Source organism: Variovorax sp. WS11, assembly GCF_010499245.1.
Lineage (GTDB): Bacteria > Pseudomonadota > Gammaproteobacteria > Burkholderiales > Burkholderiaceae_C > Variovorax.
Genome location: NZ_JAAGOW010000001.1, coordinates 720926 through 740285, shown reverse-complemented (window position 1 = coordinate 740285; position 19360 = coordinate 720926). Strand labels below are relative to the sequence as shown.

Here is a 19360-nt window from a genome sequence, read left to right as displayed (position 1 = left end):
ATGAAAATGAAGACCAAGGTTCTGATTTGGGCCTCGATGCTTACCGCATCGCTGGCCGTGCAATCGCCCGTGGCGGCCCAGTCGGCCTGGCCCGAGAAGCCCGTCACGCTGGTCGTGCCGTACTCGGCTGGCGGCCCCACCGACGTGGTGGCGCGCATGCTCGCGATTCCCATGGGCAAGTCGCTGGGCCAGACCGTGGTGGTCGAGAACACGGTGGGCGCGGGCGGCACCATCGCGCCCGCGCGCGTCGCCAGGGCGCAGCCCAACGGCTACACCATCCTGATCCACCACATGGGCATGGCCACCGCTCCGGCGCTCTACAAGAAGCTGCCCTACGACCCGCTCAAGGACTTCGAGTACATCGGGCAGGTGATGGACGTGCCGATGACCCTGCTGTCGCGCAAGGACTTTCCGGCCAGCAACTTCCAGGAGCTGCTGCGCTACGTCAAGGCCAACAAGGACAAGGTCTCGCTGGCCAATGCCGGGGTGGGTGCGGTGTCGCAGCTGTGCGGGCTGCTGCTCACGAGCCAGATCGGCGTCGATCTCACGACCGTGCCCTACAAGGGGGCGGGCCCGGCGCTCAACGACCTGATGGGCGGGCAGGTGGACCTGCTGTGCGACCAGACCACGCAGACGGCGCCGGTCATCAAGGAGGGCAGCCGGGTCAAGGTCTTCGGCGTGACCACGCCCAAGCGGCTTTCGAGCATGCCCGACATCCCGACGCTGGACGAGCAGGGGCTCAAGGGCTTCGACGTGCGCGTCTGGCACGGCATCTACGCGCCCAAGGGCACGCCGGCGGCGGTCACGCAGAAGCTCAACGTGGCGCTGCGGGCGGCGCTGCAGGACGAGACGGTCAAGCAGCGCCTGGCCGACCTGAGCTCGGAGATCGTTCCCATGCACAAGGTGACGCCCGAGGCGCTGCGCAGCCACCTCGCGGCCGAGGTCGCCCGATGGGGCAAGGTGATCCGCGCGGCGGGCGTGCAGGCGGAGTAGATCGCGTGGGCGCGAGAGCGCTCAGTCGCCGAACTCGATCAGCACGGGCTGGTGGTCCGAGGCTTGCGTCTGGAGGTCGACCTCCATGCGCCGCACGCGCGGTGCCAGCGCGTTGCTGACGAACACGAAGTCGAAGGCGGCGGGGTCCTTGCCGTAGGTCTTGTCGAACAGCTTGAAGGTGGGGTCTTGGGGCCGTTCGGGATGCGCCAGCGGCCAGGCGTCCTGCAGCCGCTGGTCGGGCGCCCCGCCGGCCGGCAGCGAGGGGGCCGTGAAAGGCTCCTGGATCTCGGCATGGGCCGGCTCGCTGGCCTCCATGTTGAAGTCGCCGCAGAGGATCGCCTGCTGCGTGTGCGGCTTGGGCTGGAAGGGCGAGTCGTCGAACTCCGCGGCCGGCGGCGCGGCCGCTTGCTCGCAGGCCTCGATGTGCAGGGCGCGCAGGGCCTGGGCCTGTGCCCTCCGCTGTACCGACGAGTAGTACTCGAGGTGCGTGGTCATCACGCGCACGGTGCCCAGCTCGGGGCTGGTCAGGGTCACGACCGTGCACATGCGGGGCATGGTGCTCACGGTGGGATCGGGCGGCCAGGGCAGGGGATGGTGCCGGACCAGCGACACGGGCAGACGGGTGGCGATCAGGTTGCCGAAGCGCTGCCGGCGGCCCTCGCGGTCGAATTCCTCGACCGCCGCACCGAAGAAAAGCCGGAAGCCCGGCAGCAGCGCCTGCAGCTCGGCCGGCTGGTCGCCGGGCGCACCGGGCATGCCGTCGTAGCCCGATGCGATTTCCTGAAGGCACAGCACGTCGAAGTCATCCATCGCGCGCGCGCCGTCGACGATACGTTTGGTACTCACATGGCCATCGAGGCCGCGGCACCATTGCGTGTTCCATGTCACGAGTTTCATAGGATGCCTGCCTTCCTTGATCTCGAACTCGGTATATGAGCTAGGCCTGTGACACCCCGTTGCATTGAGGGGTCAGTGTTTTCCTGAGCCGGGAGCCGTGAGAAACTTCGCTACAGTGAATCGCGCCTCTTCAGGCGCGTCAACATCGAGGGAAAAATCATGAGCAAAAGAGTTGCATACGTCACCGGCGGCATGGGAGGCATCGGTACGGCGATCTGCCAGCGCCTGCACAAGGATGGCTTCACGGTGATCGCAGGCTGCGGCCCCACGCGCGATCACGCCAAGTGGCTGGCGGAGCAGAAGGCGCTGGGCTACGAGTTCCACGCTTCGGTCGGCAACGTCGGCGACTGGGAGTCCACGGTGGAGGCGTTCACCAAGTCCAAGGCCGAGCATGGCAGCATCGACGTGCTGGTCAACAACGCCGGCATCACGCGCGACCGCATGTTCCTCAAGATGACGCCCGAGGACTGGAGCGCGGTGATCGAGACCAACCTCAACAGCATGTTCAACGTCACCAAGCAGGTGGTGAGCGACATGGTCGAGAAGGGCTGGGGCCGAATCATCAACATCAGCTCGGTCAACGGCGCCAAGGGCCAGGCCGGCCAGACCAACTACTCGGCCGCCAAGGCCGGCATGCACGGCTTCACGATGGCACTCGCGCAGGAGCTGGCTGCCAAGGGCGTGACGGTGAACACCGTGAGCCCGGGCTACATCGGCACCGACATGGTCCGCGCCATCCGCCAGGAAGTGCTCGACAAGATCGTGGGCACCATCCCCGTCAAGCGGCTGGGCGAGCCCAGCGAGATCGCCTCGATCATCGCCTGGCTCGCGACCGACGAGGGCGGCTATTCGACCGGGGCTGACTTCTCGGTCAACGGCGGCTTGCACATGCACTGAAGCGCGTCCGACGCCCGCCCCAAAAGACCCGCCTGGCGGGTCTTTTTTTCTTGGCGACGCGCGCACCGAGAAGATGGCGGGGCATTGAGGCGGCCCGGGGCCTCGCTCTTGCACAATGCAAGGCGATGCCCCATAGCGTTTCCCTCATCAACACCGTCGCGGCAGGCCTGGGCCTGGCCCTGCTGCTGGGCTTCCTGGCGGCGCGGCTGCGCCTGCCGGCGCTGGTGGGCTACCTGCTCGCGGGCGTGATCATCGGCCCCTTCACGCCGGGCTTCGTGGCTGACGCGAGCATCGCCGCGCAGCTGGCCGAGATCGGCGTGATGCTGCTGATGTTCGGCGTCGGGCTGCATTTCTCGCTCGATGACCTGCTCGCGGTGCGCAAGATCGCGCTGCCCGGCGCGCTGGTGCAGATCGTGGTGGCCACGCTGCTGGGCGCGGCGCTGGCAAGCTGGTGGGGCTGGAGCCCGGGCGGCGCGCTGGTCTTCGGGCTGGCGCTCTCGGTGGCGAGCACGGTGGTGCTGCTGCGCGCGCTCGAAAGCCTGGGGCTGCTCGATTCCTTCACCGGCCGCATCGCCGTGGGCTGGCTGGTCGTGGAAGACCTCGCGATGGTGCTGGTGCTGGTGCTGCTGCCGCCGCTGGCCGAGGCGCTCGGCGGCGGCGCGGCGCGTGCGGATGCGGCGCCGCTCTGGCAGACGCTGGGGCTCACGCTGCTGCAGGTCGGCGGCTTCGTGGTCCTGATGCTGGTGGTGGGACGGCGCGTCTTCCCATGGCTCCTGTGGCAGGTCACGCGCACCGGCTCGCGCGAGCTGTTCACGCTGTGCGTGGTGGCCGCGGCGGTGAGCATCGCCTTCGCCTCGGCGGCGCTCTTCGGCGTGTCCTTCGCGCTCGGCGCGTTCTTCGCCGGCATGGTGATGCGCGAGTCCGAGTTCAGCCATCGGGCGGCGCAGGAATCATTGCCGCTGCGCGACGCCTTCGCGGTGCTGTTCTTCGTGTCCGTCGGCATGCTGTTCAACCCCGCGGTGCTCATCGAGCGGCCGCTGCAGGTGCTGGCCGTGGTGCTGGTGATCGTGGTGGGCAAGTCGGTTGCGGCCTGCGTCCTGGTGCTGCTGCTTCGCTATCCGCTGGGCACGGCTCTGACGGTGAGCGCGAGCCTGGCGCAAATCGGCGAGTTCTCCTTCATCCTGGCGGCGCTGGGGGCTTCGCTGGGCCTGCTGCCGGAGGAGGGCCAGAGCCTGCTGCTGGCGGGCGCGCTGATCTCCATCGCGACCAACCCGCTGTGGTTCAGCCTGATCGGGCCGCTGCAGAAATGGCTGCACGCGCATTCGCGCCTCGCGCGCGGCCTGGCCCAGCGCGAGGATCCGCTGGCCGAGCTGCCGATGAGCACCGAGGAGAAATACCTGTCGCGCCAGGTAGTGTTGGTCGGCTATGGCCGTGTCGGCCGGCGCATCGCGGCGGAACTGGTGGCTCACGACCTCCCGTTCGTGGTGGCGGAGCAGAACCGCGAACTGGTCGAGAAGCTGCGGGGCGAGGGCATGGCGGCGGTGTGGGGCGATGCGGCCGATCCCGCGGTGCTGATCCAGGCGCACATCGCGCGGGCGCGCGTGCTGGTGGTCGCCACCGCCGACGCGATCAACGTGCGGCAGATGATCGAGGCGGCGCGCACCCTCAATCCGGCGATCCAGACGGTCATCCGCAGCCACAACGAGGACGAGGCGCGGCTGCTGACGCAGGAGGTTGCGGCCACCGTCTTCCTGGGCGAGCAGGAACTGGCGCAATCGATGGCGCGCGCAGTGCTCAGCCGTGCTGCCGCGCCCGCCTGAGGGCCGGCGTCAGAGGTCTTCGATGACCAGCCGGCAATAGCGCTCGGCCACCGAGTAGGGCACCGTGCGCACCACTTCCATGAGGCGCTCGGCCGCGGCCCGGTTCTCGGTCTTGACCAGCAGGCCGGTGTGTCCCTCCTGCGCCAGCTTGGTGTAGACCCGCACGGTCGCGCCGTCCGTGCCGGCGGAGGGCAGCGGGGTGTCGGAGTCGTCCCGGACCGTTGGCGAGATCTGGGCCAGCATCGTCTTGGGCGGGATCAGGTAGACCTCGTCGCCGCTGAAGCCCTTGTCGATCAATTGATGTCCGACGAGGTTCGCGTCCTCGGCTTTCGGAAACATCACCATCGAATGACCGGTCGGGTAGAAGGCGCCCCCGAAGGCTGCGCACATGTGGGAGTCGAGGACGAAGTGCTTCATGGTGCCTCCTCAATCACGTTTATTGCTGGAGAAACCAGCTTAGGCTTCGCCGCAACTGCATGCTGTAGGAAAAGCCCGTAGCTGCCGATGGAACACATTTGACTGCTGCGACCTATTTGGGATTCGCCAGGTTACTACTTTTTGTCACATTTGAGACAAAGCGTGAAATTGTGACTGGCTCGGGCGGGGCCCGATGAATAGGATCGAAGCGCTCACTTGGACAACCTCTCTCCCAACCTCATGTCGCAACTGCGAAATATCGCGCTCACCGTGCACGAACTCGAAGAGGGGGAGTTCTATTGGGTCTTGATGGAAGGCACCGACTACGCGATGGATGATGCGCTTCCCTATCTGCCGCTCGACGCGGCGAGCGATCCGCAGGCGAGCTACGCCAACGCGCTGGTGGCCGGCGTCGCGGCCATGCGAAAGCTGTTCGGCAAGGACGGCCCGCGCACTTGAAGCGACAGGCCGGCAGCAGCGTCGGCGCGCCGCTCAGGAGGTGACGCGCTCGTCCGGTGAAAGGGGCCACCAGCGGCGCCACCACGGGCGCTTGGGTTCGGGGGCTGCGGCGGAGGCGTTGGCGATCAGTTCGGCGGCCATCGAGGCGCGTACGCGTTCTCGCAGGGCGGTCTCGTACGCGTGCGCGGGCGCCCGCGCACTGCGGTCGCCGCGCAGGGCCAGGCGCCTCCAGGCATGGGCCTGTTCTGCGAGTTCCGCATCGCTCAGGTCGTCAGGGTGGGGCAATTTCTGCGTCATGCTGAACGAGATTGTGCCGCGCTCGCGGGCGCAGAGCATTCCAATTCTCCAGCCAGGTGCCGCCTCGCGACAGAAAGAAAAAAAGCCGGGGCCATGCATTTCGCATGACCCCGGCCTCGCGCGTCGAGCGCGTGGTGCTTACAGCGCGAGTTGCTGGCCGCGAGCGGCGGCGCGGGCTTCGGCGCGCACCGTGGCGCGGTCGACCGTGCTGGCCAGCACCGGAGCGACGCCTTGGCCGTAGCCCTCGGCGTAGGGATCGGCGCTGTGTGCGGCTGCGACGGCCTCGTTGCGCGCGCCAGCGCGGTCGGTCGAGGCAGTCAGCACAGGCGTGACGCGCGACGAGACGGCTTCGGCATAGGGGTTCTCGCTGCGCGCGGCGACGACGGCCTGGGCACGCACTTCGGAGCGGCTGTTGGCCGACACCGGCGCATGCACGCCTTCGTAGGTTTCGGCTTGGGCGCCGACCGCGGCGAGAAGCGAGAGAGCGGCGGCAGCGATGATCTTCGAGGTATTCATTTCAGTTCCTTGCAGTGACTTGGATTGATTTCGAACCGGTCTTGGGTGGGGTCGTCGCCCCGGAGGGGGCGGCCACCTCGCTCGGTGCCCTGTTCACTCAGAACAGTGAATGGCTGCTCTGTGGGATGAAGTTTGCCTTCAAAACTAAGTAAAAACCCTAGCCATTGGGAATCACGGCGTTTTCGTGACGGAAACAATCGAGCCGGATGGCCCGGGTTCCGAGCGCCGCGCTGCAGCCCGCTTCACAAGGGGCAGGAGGCGGTCGGCGTGCCGAATGAGGAGGATGGGGCTGAGCTCAGGCGCCGTTGCCCTGTCGGGCGGTGTTCAGGTCGCGACTGATCAGGCGGGTGAGCGCATCGAGCTCGCGGGCCAGGCGCAGGGCTTCGGCGCGTGCTTTCTCGTCGCCTTGCTTCATGCGCGCGAGATGTTGCTCGAAGGCGTCCGACAGCTTCGTCCATCGTTCGAACGATGTGTCGATAGGCGTCAGCGAGTCCTGCATGGTTGCCTCCAGTTCGCAATTCTGCGAGGCCTTGGCATCGACGCTCGCGAAGCTGCGAAGCCAAAGACTACACAAGGCGGCAGCGCATGGCGATGGCAGGGGTGGGTAAATGCTGGCTGCTTTCTGCAACTTCTTCCCGGTTTTGACGACTGTCGAAATTCGGGCCGGCAGCGCCGGACGCCAGCCGCACCTCCAGTGGTGTCCCGTGCTTTTTTCGTGAAATGCAACACACAGAATAGTAGCCTGTAAGTACTACATGTAATTACAATTGGCTACATGCATTCACGTCCCGAGACGAAGTCAAACCCGCCGCCCTGCCGGGCCTGCTGCGGAGGCGCTCTTGTCCTATAGGGTGCTCCAGCGCGTGGCCAAGGGACCGCTTCCGATGACCTTCACCTCGATGGAGGACATCGAGGCGCTGCGGATCCTGAAGGATGGCGGCTGGGTCAAGGCCTCGTTCTCGGCGCCGCCAGGCCGCAAGGGAACGGCGACGGTGACGGAACTGACCCCGCTGGGCCGGTTCGCGATGCAGTTCGTGCAACCCGACGACAAGGAGATGCCATGAGAGTCTTTCTCTGCCTGCTGGTCAGTGTCATGGTCTTCGCCGCCTGCCTCGGCGGCTGGTGGTTCTACTGGCCAGTCTGGCAGGTGGAGGCCCGGGTGAAGAGCCGGCTGCCCGAACCGGCGACCGCGAGCTTCTCCGGCGTCGTCTACAACAAGAAGACCGGCACGGCTTGCGGCTACGTCAGCGCGTCGGACCCGCGCGGCGGTCCGGCCGGCAAGACGCACTTCATCCTGATGCCTGATGGCGAGCTGCGCCTCGATCCGAAGGATCCGATTCGCGGCAGCACGCTGCAACAACTCGAGAGCCTCCGCAGGCACGCCGACTATCTGTCGCTGGCCTATGCGCGCTGCCAGGTGGGCTGAGCTTCTTGGGTCAAAGGCGGCACAGGCGCCTGCATTGGCGCCAATGCCGATACGGCCGTGCGTCGCTGGGCGACCTGCCGCAAGGCCTCGGCCAGCTGATCGAGGCCGAAGGGTTTGCACAGCCAGACGGAGCCGGCGATCGGCCTGTCCGGCTCCTGGCTCGCCGTCGCGAAGATGATCGGCAGCGCACAGCGAGCCTGCAGCTTGTCGGCGAGCTCCAGACCGGAGAGGGCCGGCAGCCCGATATCGGCCATCAGCACATCGAAGGCGCCTTCGAGGAAGCGATCGAGCGCGCCTTCGGCGCTGCGCACCCCCGTGGCCCAGTGACCCAGCAACTCGAGTGCTTCGAGAGACGCCTCCAAAACCTCGGGGTCGTCTTCCACCACCAGCACGCGCAAACTGCAGCATGCGCTGGGTGAACATGCGGCGTCGCTGGTCATCTGGGGATCCTCCGAGTCTGCACAGACCCGCGAGCATTGGCGTGGACCGAAGGACGCTGTGTAGGAGCGCGCCGCAATCCGCTGAGCGTGGCCACTGTCGGGGTCACCGGCGCCGATCAGCGGCGCGCGTCTTCAGCCCAGGGCCTGCGTGGCGACGGACATCGAGCGCCAGGCCGGATCCAGTGTCAGCGCCTTGCGCGCTTCCTTCTCCAGCGCCGCGTCGAGCTGCACGAGGAACTGGATCTCGCCGGAGACGCTGGTCGCGATCGGCACGCCGCCTTGGTACAGCACGCGCGAGCCCGGCACGCGCGGCACCCGGTTGCCCGGCAGCACGCTGCCCAGCAGGTTGGCGGGGTCGGCGGCCGAGAGGCAGATCAGGCTGGCATCCGGCGGTTGCCGGCGCACGTTGCGCATCAGGCCGATGGCCTCCGGCAGCGCGAACTGCTCGCCCGACAGGCCGGCGATGAAGCGGCCGCCGCGGATCTCGCCGCGGGCCTCCAGCCGCCGGTAGGTTCGCACCAGCTCGCGCCAGGGCGGCAGCCACGCGGCCTCGCGCTCGATTAGGTGCCAGCACATCACGCCGTAGCGCCGCAGCAGCACGCGCGCGACCTGCTCGATGGCGCTGGAAGCGGCGTTCTCGCTGCCCGCCGAGGGCGGCCGCGCGAGCGACCAGCGCCCGGCGTCCTCGATGCCGAACAGGGCGCCGCGCCGGCGCCGATGGGACGCGTGGGACGGCGAGCGCTTGGAGGCGGGTACCAGCAAGGCCCGCAGGCCCGCATAGCTGTCGCAGCGCACGCGGCCGCGCGCCACCAGCTCGGACAGCGCGTCCTCGAGCTCGGTGCCCAGCAGGCGGGCGCCGTCCGCGATCTCGTCGAAGAAGGAGGCGCCATGCTCGCCCAGCCAGGCCGCCACACGCTGCGCGCGCGAGCCGAGCGTCGTATCGTCGGCGGGCACCGGCGCGAGCTGGGTCCACAGCGCGGCGCTGCGGCGCGGCAGCAGCAGGATCGGGGTGGCGCGCAGCGAGTTGCCGGCGCGGCCGGTCCGGCTCTCGGGCGCGCTCGGGCGCAGGCGCGTCCACATCACGCGCCCGGCGGTGCAGAGATCGTCGAGCCAGGCGCTCGCGTAGTCATTGACGCGAGCCGGCAGCAGCTCGGCCTCCCACAGCGCGGCCGGCGCCTCATAGCCTTCAAGCTGGGCCAGCACGCCGGCCAGCGCGTCGGGGCCGCTGACCCTGGAGGCGGCGCTCACGTGCTGCCATTCGAAGAGGAAGCGCGCGAAGTCGCGCGGCTCGACCGGCTCGATCTCGCGCCGCAGGCGCTTGAGCGTGTAGCGGTGGATGCGGGCCAGCAGATGGCGTTCGCACCATTCGGGCTCCGCGGCGCCGGGCGTGAAGCGGCCCTGCAACAGCAGGCCTTCGCTTTGCAGGCCGAGCAGCGCGGTTTCCAGCTCGGCTTCGGGCAGTTGAAGCTGTTGCGCGAGCACGCGCGTGGACACCGGCCCCAGGCCGCCCAGCCGCGACTGCAGGAGCTCGCGCAGTGCCTCGTCGCGCGTCGACGGGCCCTGCGCGTACTCGGCGGGCGGCTCGATGGCAGGCTGCAGGCCGGCAGAAGGGTAGAGCACGCGTGCAAGCGACAAGCGTTCGGCCGCCACCCACAGGCCCGCGCCCGTGCCGTCGGCCGGCAGGAGGCGGGTCGCGCGGCCGGCGTCGGCCAGCGCTGCGAGCCAGGGCTTCCAGCCCGCATTGCGCGCGACCTCTTCGTCGGTGAGCGCGGCCAGGCCGTTCAGCGCTTCGTGCATCTCGTCCGCGTGGCGCGGGCGAGGCCAGGCTTCCTCCCGCACGCTCTCGATCGCCTCCACGTCGAGGCGGCCCAGGTCGTCCGCGCTTTCCGGATCGGTGTAGCGCCGGCTCTGCACGGCCTGCGTGCGCCGCTCTTCCAGCGGCGCGTCGTCGAGGAATGCATAGGGCCGCGCGTTCAGCACCTCGGCCGCCAGCGGGGAGGGCGCGGGCAGGTCGCGCGCCGTCACCTGCACCTCGCCCGCCTCCATGCGGCGCAGCAGGCGCAGCCAGCCTTCGGCATCCATCGCCTCGTGCAGGCAGTCGTCCAGCGTCTGCGCGACCAGCGGATGGTCGGGAATCTCGCGTTCGCCGGCCAGGTTCTCGGCGCAGGCCACCTGGTCGGGGAACACGCTGGCCAGCAGGTCCTCGGACTTCATGCGCTGCAGCTGTGGCGGCACCTTGCGGCCGCCGACGAAGCGCGGCAGCGCCAGCGCGGTGGTTGCGTTCCAGCGCCAGCGCACGCCGAACAGCGGTGCGTCCAGCAGGGCCTGCACCAGCACGCCCTGCGCGGTGGCCGAATGCAGGTAGCGCGCGACCTCGTCGAGCGCGAAGCTGTGGCTGGTCGACAGCGACAGCACGATCGCGTCCTCGGTCGCCGCGGCCTGGAGCTCGAAGTTGAACTTGCGGCAGAAGCGCTTGCGCAGCGCCAGGCCCCAGGCCCGGTTGAGCCGGCTGCCGAAGGGCGAATGGATGACCAGCTGCATGCCGCCCGACTCGTCGAAGAAGCGCTCGAAGACGATCTGGCGCTGGCTCGGCAGCACGCCCAGCACGGCGAGGGTGCGCGCGAGATGATCGACCAGCTGGCGCGCGGCGTCTTCGGACAGCGCGATGGCCGCCTGCAGCCAGCGCACCGCGTCGTCGGCACCGTGCGCGGCAATGCGTTCGCCGAGCGCCTCGCGCAGCCGCGAAACGCCGAAGGACAGCTCCTCGCTGCGTCCCGGCGCCTCGCCCAGCCAGAAGGGGATGTTGGGCGCGGCGCCCTGCGCGTCTTCCACGCGCACGCGGCCCGGCTCGATGCGCAGGATGCGGTAGCTGGTGTTGCCGAGCTGGAACACGTCGCCGGCCAGGCTCTCGACCGCGAAGTCCTCGTTCACCGTGCCGATCTGGTGGGCCTGGGGCTCGAGCACCACGCTGTAGTCGCCGGTCTCGGGGATGGTGCCGCCGGAGGTCAGGGCCGTGAGGCGGGCGCCGCGGCGCTCGCGCAGCCGGTGGTGCACTGCGTCCTTGTGCACATAGCCGGCGCGCGGCCCGTTGCGGGTGGCGAAGCCCTCGACCAGCATGCGCACGATGGCGTCGTACCGCTCGCGCGCGAGTTGCGCGTAGGGCCAGGCGCGGCGCACGAGGGCGAAGAGCGCATCCTCGTCCCACTCGCGGCCGGCGGTCTCGGCCACGATCTGCTGTGCGAGCACGTCCAGCGGGGCGGCCGGCACGTGCAGGGCATCGAGCTCGCCGCGGCGGATGCAGTCCAGCAGGGCCGCGCACTCGACCAGCTCGTCGCGCGACTGCGGGAAGAGGCGCGCCTTGGGCGTGCCGCCCACCGCATGGCCCGAGCGCCCGGCGCGCTGCAGGAAGGTGGCGATGGAGCGCGGCGAGCCCAGCTGGCACACCAGGTCGACGTCGCCGATGTCCAGGCCCAGCTCCAGCGAGGCGGTCGCGACCAGCACCTGCAGCTCGCCGCGCTTGAGGCGCTGCTCGGCATCGAGGCGCGCCTCCTTGGCGAGGCTGCCGTGGTGCGCGGCCACCGCCTCCTTGCCCAGGCGCTCGCCGAGGTGCCGCGCGGCGCGCTCGGCCATGCGGCGCGTGTTGACGAAGACCAGCGTGGTGCGATGCAGCAGCACCAGCTCGGCCACGCGCGCGTAGACCTGGTCCCATTGCTCGTGGGTCATCACCGCGCCCAGCGGCTGCGGAGGCAGCTCGAGGGCGAGGTCGCGTTCCATGGCGTAGCCGATGTCGACAATCTCGCAGTCGGCCACGCCGTCATGCACGTGCCCCGCGCCCACCAGGAAGCGCGCGACCTCGTCGACCGGCTTTTGCGTGGCCGACAGGCCGATGCGCGTGAGCCGCCGGGCCGCTCCCAAGGCGAAATCCGCAGCCGAAGGCGAAGGTGCTCCAGTGAGCGGCCGGCCGCACAGCGACTGCAGCCGCTCCAGCGAGAGCGCGAGGTGGCTGCCGCGCTTGCCGGCGGCGATGGCGTGGATCTCGTCGACGATCACCGTGCGCACCGTCGACAGCATGCCCCGGCCCGAGGCCGAGCCGAGCAGCACGTAAAGCGACTCGGGCGTGGTCACGAGGATGTGCGGCGGCTGGCGCAGGCTCTGCTGGCGGTCCTTGGAGGGCGTGTCGCCGGTGCGCACGGCGCTGCGGATATGCACGTCCGGCAGGCCCAGCTTGGCCAGCTCGGCACGGATGCCCGCCAGCGGCGCTTCGAGGTTCAGGCGGATGTCGTTGGACAGCGCCTTGAGCGGCGAGACGTACACCACCGTGGTCTCGTCGGGCAGGCCGCCGGGTGCGAGGCCCTGGCGCACCAGTCCGTCGAGTGCGGCGAGGAAAGCGGTCAGCGTCTTGCCCGATCCGGTCGGGGCCGCGACCAGCGTGTGACGCCCGGCGCGGATGGGCGGCCAGGCGGCCTTCTGCGCCTCGGTGGGAGCGGGAAAGCTGCGGCTGAACCAGCCGCTGACGGCAGGGTGGAAATCGGCGAGGGGCACGGGCGGAGAGCGAGTGAGGGCGGCCGTACGGCGGCCGCTGCCGAAGCATGTTACGCGGCTGCGGCGAAGTCTGCGATCCGTGTGAGATCGGGCCTGCGGCGCGGATCTCAACCAGCACTGCGAGCATGGTCTTGCCTGCCGCCGCGCAAAAAACCACGCGATCTGCCATCGCCGTGACAAAGCATCAGCTTCTGGTCAGCGTTCCGTCTATTTCTTCACGCGCTTCCCGGCGGAATCGGCGCAAACTACGTGCATGGTTTCTCTGGGGGATTGCTGCAAAGGCAATCATTGAGCTCGCTTCGGCGAGCTCTTTTTTTTTGTGCGGCCGACGCAATGTGGGCCAGGCCCACGCCGGTCCCGTTCGTCCAGGTGCACAACTTCGGCAGGACAAAAGTACCAAGCTTTTCAGGGTCGTCCCGGTACTTATCGATCGGAAAGGAAAGGGCATTCCTTCCATGTGCTCGCGTCGCTGGTGCGCTCCAATTTGCAAACAAAAGGAATACAGCGTCGAGCTCGGCATGTGCCGGCTTTCCGGCGCTCACCAAGGAAGCACATGACCGCGATCACCGGCTCTAACGGCAACGACCTTCTCACCGGCACGGCCGGCAGCGACACCATCAACAGCGGCAACGGGGACGACAGCGTTAGCGGCGGAGCCGGCAACGATTCAATCAATGGTGGCGCGGGAGACGACAGGCTCGATGGCGGCAGCGGCAGCGACCAGCTCAACGGAGGATCGGGGAACGACACGCTGGTCTACAACGTGAGCGAAAACATCGCGGCGGGCACCAAGGACGTGTACACGGGCGGGGCGGGTGTGGATACGCTCGAGCTCCAGCTCACGCGGGCGCAGTGGCTGGACTCTGCCAACCAGACGCAGATCGCCGCCTATCTGGCTCACCTTGCGGCAGTGACCAATGCCAGGACCGGTGAGGTTTCCAATGGCTCCGCCAGCGATTTCGTTTTCAGGTTCGGGTCGTCCACGCTGACGCTGCAGATGACGGAAGTCCTGAGAGTCCTCGTGGACGGCGTCCAGCTGAACCCGGCCAACGAGGCGGTGAGGGCGCTGGGCGATGCGGGAACGACGACTGAAGATGGCCCTGGGGTGCAGGTCCACGTGCTGCAGAACGACGTGGTCCCTGACCTGGTCAAGAGCTTGACGCTGGCCTCGGCTCCGGCCCACGGGACAGCGACGCTCGTCCAGCCGGCGATGGACGATCCATCGACCTGGTATTTCCAATATCAGCCCCGTTCGGCCGATTTCCAGCACCTGGCGGCGGGCGAGACCGCGACCGATACCTTCACTTATGAGGTAAAGGATGCCGACGGAGGCACAAGTGTGGCCACGGTGACCGTCACCGTCACCGGCACCAACGACGGTCCGGTGATCACGGCGCAGGACCTGGCGGGCGCGGTGAGCGAGCGGCTTGCGCCGGCGGGCCAGCTGAGCGACAGCGGCGTCATCGGCTTCGGCGATGCGGACCTGAGCGATGTTCATCTGGTGAGCGCCACGGGCACGCCGGTCGGCAGCGTGCTGGGCAGCTTGACGGCAGTCATGGACAGCGACAGCACAGGCACCGGTACGGGCGGCCAGCTCACCTGGACCTACACCGTGGACGCGACGGCCGTCGAGTACCTGGCTGCAGGCGAGACACGGGTCGAGAGCTTCACCATCACGCTGGACGACCAGCACGGCGGCCTCATCACCCGACAGATCGACGTGACCATCACCGGCACCAATGACGTGCCGGCGATCAGCGCGGCGGACGCGAGCGGGGCAGTGACCGAGGACGCGGCGACGCCGACCCTGAGCGACAGCGGCACGATCCGCTTCGACGACGTGGACCTGAGCGACGCGCACGGCGTCAGCGTGGCGGTCGATCCGGGCAACACCCTCGGCGGGGTGCTGACTGCCGTCGTTGGCGACGCGGCCACGGGTGCGGGCGACGGCACCGTGAGCTGGAACTACAGCGTCTCCAACGCGGCCACGCAGCACTTGGCTGCGGGCCAGACGGTCACGGAGAACTTCACCGTGCGCATCGGCGACGGTCATGGGGGGGCGGTTGATCAGCAAGTCACGGTGACCATCACTGGAACTAACGATGTGGCGGTGATCGGTGGTGTGGCCAGCGGCACCGCGAGCGAGGACGGCTCAGCTCCGAACCTGAGCACCAGCGGTGCGCTGACGATTGCCGATGTCGATGCGGGCGAGTCCAGCTTCGCGCCCCAAGCAAGCACGACTGGCAGCAATGGTTACGGCAGCTTCACGCTGGCGGCCGACGGCAACTGGACCTACACGGCCGACAACAGCCAGAGCGCGATCCAGCAACTGGGCGCCGGCCAATCGATCAGCGACAGCTTCACTGCGGTGTCGTCCGATGGGACGGCCGATCAAGTGGTGACCGTGACTATCACCGGAACCAACGACGTGCCGGTGATCGGCGGCGCGACCAGCGGCGCGGTGAGCGAGGATGCTTCGACACCGAACTTGAGCACCAGCGGCGCGCTGACGATTGCTGATGTGGATGTGGGGCAGTCGAACTTCACGCCCCAAGCGAGCACTGCCGGCAGCACTGGCTATGGCAGCTTCACGCTGGCGGCTGACGGCACTTGGACTTATGCGGCCGACAACAGCCAAAGCGCAATCCAGCAACTGGGCGCAGGTCAAACGATCAGCGACAGCTTCACCGCAGTTTCCTCCGACGGGACAGCCAGCCAGGTGGTGACGGTGACCATTACCGGAACCAACGACGTGCCGGTGATCGGCGGCGCGACCAGCGCTGGCGTGAGCGAGGATGCTTCGACACCGAACTTGAGCACCAGCGGCGCGCTGACGATTGCCGATGTGGATGCTGGCCAGTCCAGCTTTGCGCCCCAAGCAAGCACGATTGGTAGCAACGGCCACGGCAACTTCGGCTTGCTGGCGGATGGCAACTGGAGCTACACGGCCGACAACAGCCAAAGCGCGATCCAGCAACTGGGCGCCGGCCAGTCGATCAGCGATAGCTTCATCGCTGTGGCCTCTGACGGGTCAGCCAGCCAAATGGTGACGGTGACCATCACCGGAACCAACGATATGCCAGTGATCGGCGGCGTGACCAGCGATGCGGTGAGCGAGGATGCCTCGACCCCGAACCTGAGCGCCAGCGGTGCGCTGACGATCGCCGATATCGACCAAGGTGAGTCGAACTTCGCGCCCCAAGCAAGCACGACTGGAGGCAATGGCTACGGCAGCTTCACGCTGGCGGCCGATGGGAACTGGAGTTACACGGCCGACAACAGCCAAGCGGCAATTCAGCAACTGGGTACGGGGGAGTCGCTCAGCGACAGCTTCACCGCGGTGTCGTCCGACGGCACGGCCAGCCAGGTGGTGACTGTGACCATCACCGGCACCAACGACGTGCCGGTGATCGGCGGCGTGGCCAGTGGCGCCGTGAGCGAGGATGACACGACACCGACCCTGAGCACCAGCGGTGCGCTGACGATTGCCGATGTCGATCAAGGCCAGTCAAACTTCGCGCCTCAGGCGGGCACCGTCGGCAGCAATGGCTACGGCAGCTTCACACTGGCAGCCGACGGCAACTGGACCTACACGGCCGACAACAGTCAGGCGGCGATCCAACAGTTGGGCGCAGGTCAATCGATCAGCGACAGCTTCACCGCCGTGTCCTCCGACGGAACAGCCAGCCAGTTCGTGCCCGTGACGATTGCCGGCACCAATGACGTGCCGGTGATTGGCGGTGTGGCGAGTGGCGCGACGAGCGAGGATGCCTCGACGCCGAATCTGAGCACCAGCGGTGCGCTGACGATTGCCGATGTCGATGCAGGAGAGTCCAGCTTCGCACCCCAGGTCGCTGCCACCGGCAGCAACGGCTACGGCAACTTCACGCTGGCAGCCGACGGAAACTGGACCTACACGGCCGACAACAGCCAAGCGGCGATCCAGCAGCTGGGCGCCGGCCAGTCGATCAGCGACAGCTTTACTGCCGTCTCGTCCGACGGTACAGGCAGCCAGGTGGTGGCCGTCACCATCACCGGCACCAACGACGTGCCGGTGATCGGCGGCGTGACCAGCGGTGCGGTGAGCGGGGATGCCTCGACACCGAACTTGAGCACCAGCGGTGCGCTGACGATTGCGGATGTTGATGTAGGCCAGTCGAACTTTGCGCCCCAGGTCGCCGCCACCGGCAGCAACGACCACGGCAGCTTCAGCTTGCTGGCCGATGGCAACTGGAGCTATACGGCCGACAACAGCCAAGCGGCGATCCAGCAGCTGGGCGCAGGTCAAACGATCAGCGACAGCTTCACGGCGGTGTCCTCTGATGGGACAGCCAGCCAAGTGGTGACGGTGACCATCACTGGTACCAACGACGTTCCGGTGATTGGCGGTGTGGCGAGTGGCACGGTAAGCGAGGATGCCTCGACGCCGAACCTGAGCACCAGCGGTGCGCTGGCGATCGCTGATGTCGACCAAGGCCAGTCCAACTTCACGCCGCAGGCGAGCACCGCCGGCAGCAACGGCTACGGCAGTTTCACGTTGGCGGCCGATGGGAACTGGAGTTACACGGCCAACAACAGCCAAGCGGCGATCCAGCAGCTGGGCGCCGGCCAGTCGATCAGCGACAGCTTTACTGCCGTCTCGTCCGACGGTACAGGCAGCCAGGTGGTGGCCGTCACCATCACCGGCACCAACGATGCGCCGGTCCTGAGCGCTGCCGCGACACCTGTCCTGGCTTCGGTCAACGAAGATGCCGGCGCACCGGTCGGGGCCGTCGGGACGCTGGTATCGAGCCTGGTGAATTTGAACCCTCCGGCCGGTGGCCTCGACAACGTGAGTGATGCGGACAACGGCGCCATCACCGGCATCGCGTTGACGGGCGTGAATGCTGCCAACGGAAGCTGGTGGTATTCCATGAATGGCGGTGCCACCTGGGCGACGGTGGGTGCGGTGACGAACTCGTCCGCACTGCTGTTGGCTGCGGACGCGAACACGCGGGTTTATTTCCAGGGGGATTCGAACTTCAGCGGGACGATAAGCGACGCCATCACCTTCCGCGCCTGGGACCAGTCGAGCGGCACGGCGGGAACGACGGTGAGCACTGTCACGAATGGAGGCAGCACCGCGTACTCGAACGCCATCGACACGGCGAGCCTCACCGTCAACGCGGTGAACGACAACCCGGTCGCTGTGGCGGACAGGATCATCGTGTCGAACAACACAGCCGTCACGGTGTCGGTGGGCTCGCTGCTCGGCAACGACACCGATATCGATGGTCTCGCCTTGACGATCACGAGCGTCGGCGGCGCGGTCGGAATTTCCGGACTGACCCTGGATTCCACGAACGGCACGATCAGCTTCTCCAGCGGCAACACCGCGGGTGCCACGGCCGGCAGCTTCCAGTACACCGTATCGGACGCCGCCGGGGGCACCGCGACGGCGACTGCGACGATCGACATCAGGGCCGTGTCCGGCGGCAACGGAGCCGACACGATCGATCTCGGCACGACCGGCACCTACCAAGCCTCCTTCATCGATGGCCGCGGCGGCGCCGACAACCTGACCGGCGGTGCGGCCGGCGATGTCTTCATCGGAGGGACCGGCAACGGGGCCGACACGCTGCTCGGCTCGTCGGGCAACGACCTCCTGATCGGCGGCGACGGCAACGACACGCTGTCGGGCGGTGCCGGCAACGATGTGCTGCGAGGCGGCCTTGGCAGCAACGACTCGATGGATGGCGGCGCAGGCAGCGAGGATCTGCTCGACTTCTCCGACGGGACCGCTGCGATCAATTTCACGCTGGTCCAGAGTGCGGCATCGACCAGCATCGCCAACGGCACCGCCGGGCTCGGCAACAACGACACGTACCAGAACATTGAAGGGGTGATCGGCACTGCCAACGCCGACACCCTTATCGGCAGCGCCTCGAACGACATCATCCGCGGCGGCGCCGGCAACGACACGCTCGATGGGGCAGGCGGCACCGGCGACCTGCTCGACTTCTCGGACGGTACGGCCGGGCTCACGTTCACGCTGACGCAAAGCAGCAGCGCGACGAACTTCAACACCGGCGCCGCCGGGCTCGGCACGGACAGCTACAGAAACTTCGAAGGCGTCATCGGCACAGCTTTCGCCGACACCCTCACCGGCTCGGCGTCGAACGACCAGTTGCGCGGCGGCGGCGGCAACGACGTGATCAACGGCCTCGCCGGAGACGATCGCATCGTCGGCGGAGCTGGCGCCGACATCCTCACCGGCGGCACCGACAACGACACCTTCGTCTTCGACTCGGCACCGAACGCGGTGGACTCGGTCACCGACTTCAATGCCTCGGGGTCGGCGGCGAGCGGCGACCTGGTCGAGCTGTCGCGCGGCACCTTCACGGCGCTCTCGACCGCGAGCGGAAGCACGCTGTCGGCGACCGAGTTCGCGTCGCTGGACGGCGGTGGCGCCGGAGACTCGGTGGGTGCGGGCGTGCGCGTGATCTACGACAGCGCGACGGGCAACCTGTACTACGACGCGGACGGCTCGAGCGCCGCCAACCGCACGCTGGTGGCGACGCTGACGTTGAGCGATCCGGGCGACACCTTCGACTACAACGACATCAAGGCGGGCCTGTGAGCTTGCGTCTGCTGCCCGCCGATGCGGGTGGCGGCAC

The 19360-nt window shown here is 67.9% G+C and carries 14 protein-coding genes; 7 read left to right on the top strand and 7 right to left on the bottom strand.

What is annotated here, in order from left to right; genetic code table 11:
• The first annotated feature begins 36 nt into the window (after positions 1-36).
• Positions 37-993 (top strand): tripartite tricarboxylate transporter substrate-binding protein, encoded by a 957-nt coding sequence (locus tag GXN78_RS03780; protein WP_239142792.1) that lies wholly within the window; start codon positions 37-39, stop codon positions 991-993.
• Positions 994-1014: 21 nt separating this feature from the next.
• Here GXN78_RS03780 and GXN78_RS03775 read toward each other — a convergent pair whose 3' ends face one another.
• Positions 1015-1890 (bottom strand): endonuclease/exonuclease/phosphatase family protein, encoded by an 876-nt coding sequence (locus tag GXN78_RS03775; RefSeq protein ID WP_106557823.1) that lies wholly within the window; start codon positions 1888-1890, stop codon positions 1015-1017.
• Between the two features lie 159 nt (positions 1891-2049).
• Here GXN78_RS03775 and phbB point away from each other — a divergent pair, with 159 nt between their 5' ends.
• Together phbB and ybaL are read left to right on the top strand one after the other, a co-directional pair.
• Entirely contained in the window at positions 2050-2787 is a 738-nt protein-coding gene (phbB, locus tag GXN78_RS03770; RefSeq protein ID WP_106557822.1) for an acetoacetyl-CoA reductase, read from the top strand.
• 125 nt (positions 2788-2912) lie between these two features.
• Positions 2913-4607 (top strand): YbaL family putative K(+) efflux transporter, encoded by a 1695-nt coding sequence (gene ybaL, locus GXN78_RS03765; protein WP_106557821.1) that lies wholly within the window; start codon positions 2913-2915, stop codon positions 4605-4607.
• 9 nt (positions 4608-4616) lie between these two features.
• Here the strand turns inward: ybaL and GXN78_RS03760 are convergent, their stop codons facing one another.
• Positions 4617-5024 carry a hypothetical protein gene (locus tag GXN78_RS03760; RefSeq protein ID WP_106557820.1) on the bottom strand — a complete coding sequence of 136 codons (408 nt, stop codon included), beginning with the start codon at positions 5022-5024 and terminating at the stop codon, positions 4617-4619.
• Positions 5025-5240: 216 nt separating this feature from the next.
• On the opposite strand from GXN78_RS03760, the gene GXN78_RS03755 reads away from it, so the two are divergent.
• Positions 5241-5483: a hypothetical protein gene (locus GXN78_RS03755; RefSeq protein ID WP_239142594.1), complete on the top strand. Its 243-nt coding sequence runs from the start codon at positions 5241-5243 to the stop codon at positions 5481-5483.
• Between the two features lie 33 nt (positions 5484-5516).
• On the opposite strand, the gene GXN78_RS03750 is transcribed toward GXN78_RS03755, so the two are convergent.
• The 3 genes from GXN78_RS03750 to GXN78_RS03740 form a co-directional block, all read right to left on the bottom strand.
• Positions 5517-5819 carry a hypothetical protein gene (locus GXN78_RS03750; protein ID WP_106557819.1) on the bottom strand — a complete coding sequence of 101 codons (303 nt, stop codon included), beginning with the start codon at positions 5817-5819 and terminating at the stop codon, positions 5517-5519.
• Positions 5820-5918: 99 nt separating this feature from the next.
• Positions 5919-6296: a helicase SNF2 gene (locus GXN78_RS03745; RefSeq protein ID WP_106557818.1), complete on the bottom strand. Its 378-nt coding sequence runs from the start codon at positions 6294-6296 to the stop codon at positions 5919-5921.
• A 295-nt stretch (positions 6297-6591) separates the two neighbouring features.
• Entirely contained in the window at positions 6592-6924 is a 333-nt protein-coding gene (locus GXN78_RS03740; protein ID WP_164255360.1) for a hypothetical protein, read from the bottom strand.
• 256 nt (positions 6925-7180) lie between these two features.
• On the opposite strand from GXN78_RS03740, the gene GXN78_RS03735 reads away from it, so the two are divergent.
• Together GXN78_RS03735 and GXN78_RS03730 are read left to right on the top strand one after the other, a co-directional pair.
• Positions 7181-7360 (top strand): hypothetical protein, encoded by a 180-nt coding sequence (locus GXN78_RS03735; protein ID WP_146163080.1) that lies wholly within the window; start codon positions 7181-7183, stop codon positions 7358-7360.
• Entirely contained in the window at positions 7357-7722 is a 366-nt protein-coding gene (locus tag GXN78_RS03730) for a hypothetical protein (RefSeq protein WP_106557815.1), read from the top strand. Before GXN78_RS03735 ends, GXN78_RS03730 begins: the two co-directional genes overlap by 4 nt.
• On the opposite strand, the gene GXN78_RS03725 is transcribed toward GXN78_RS03730, so the two are convergent.
• Together GXN78_RS03725 and GXN78_RS03720 are read right to left on the bottom strand one after the other, a co-directional pair.
• Positions 7698-8162: a response regulator gene (locus tag GXN78_RS03725; RefSeq protein WP_106557814.1), complete on the bottom strand. Its 465-nt coding sequence runs from the start codon at positions 8160-8162 to the stop codon at positions 7698-7700. The genes GXN78_RS03730 and GXN78_RS03725 overlap by 25 nt on opposite strands.
• A 132-nt stretch (positions 8163-8294) precedes the next feature.
• On the bottom strand, positions 8295-12704 hold the full coding sequence (locus GXN78_RS03720) for a DEAD/DEAH box helicase (RefSeq protein ID WP_106557813.1): 4410 nt from the start codon (positions 12702-12704) through the stop codon (positions 8295-8297).
• A gap of 553 nt (positions 12705-13257) precedes the next feature.
• Between GXN78_RS03720 and GXN78_RS03715 the strand changes: the two genes are divergently transcribed.
• Positions 13258-19323 carry a VCBS domain-containing protein gene (locus GXN78_RS03715; protein WP_106557812.1) on the top strand — a complete coding sequence of 2022 codons (6066 nt, stop codon included), beginning with the start codon at positions 13258-13260 and terminating at the stop codon, positions 19321-19323.
• Positions 19324-19360: the final 37 nt, after the last annotated feature.

Coding starts and splice junctions, on each gene's coding strand:
- GXN78_RS03725 (WP_106557814.1), bottom strand. CDS start 8,162: ATGACCAGCGACGCCGCATGTTCACCCAGCGCATGCTGCAGTTTGCGC.
- GXN78_RS03775 (WP_106557823.1), bottom strand. CDS start 1,890: ATGAAACTCGTGACATGGAACACGCAATGGTGCCGCGGCCTCGATGGC.
- GXN78_RS03735 (WP_146163080.1), top strand. CDS start 7,181: ATGACCTTCACCTCGATGGAGGACATCGAGGCGCTGCGGATCCTGAAG.
- GXN78_RS03715 (WP_106557812.1), top strand. CDS start 13,258: ATGACCGCGATCACCGGCTCTAACGGCAACGACCTTCTCACCGGCACG.
- GXN78_RS03780 (WP_239142792.1), top strand. CDS start 37: ATGCTTACCGCATCGCTGGCCGTGCAATCGCCCGTGGCGGCCCAGTCG.
- phbB (WP_106557822.1), top strand. CDS start 2,050: ATGAGCAAAAGAGTTGCATACGTCACCGGCGGCATGGGAGGCATCGGT.
- GXN78_RS03730 (WP_106557815.1), top strand. CDS start 7,357: ATGAGAGTCTTTCTCTGCCTGCTGGTCAGTGTCATGGTCTTCGCCGCC.
- GXN78_RS03760 (WP_106557820.1), bottom strand. CDS start 5,024: ATGAAGCACTTCGTCCTCGACTCCCACATGTGCGCAGCCTTCGGGGGC.
- GXN78_RS03745 (WP_106557818.1), bottom strand. CDS start 6,296: ATGAATACCTCGAAGATCATCGCTGCCGCCGCTCTCTCGCTTCTCGCC.
- GXN78_RS03750 (WP_106557819.1), bottom strand. CDS start 5,819: ATGCTCTGCGCCCGCGAGCGCGGCACAATCTCGTTCAGCATGACGCAG.
- ybaL (WP_106557821.1), top strand. CDS start 2,913: ATGCCCCATAGCGTTTCCCTCATCAACACCGTCGCGGCAGGCCTGGGC.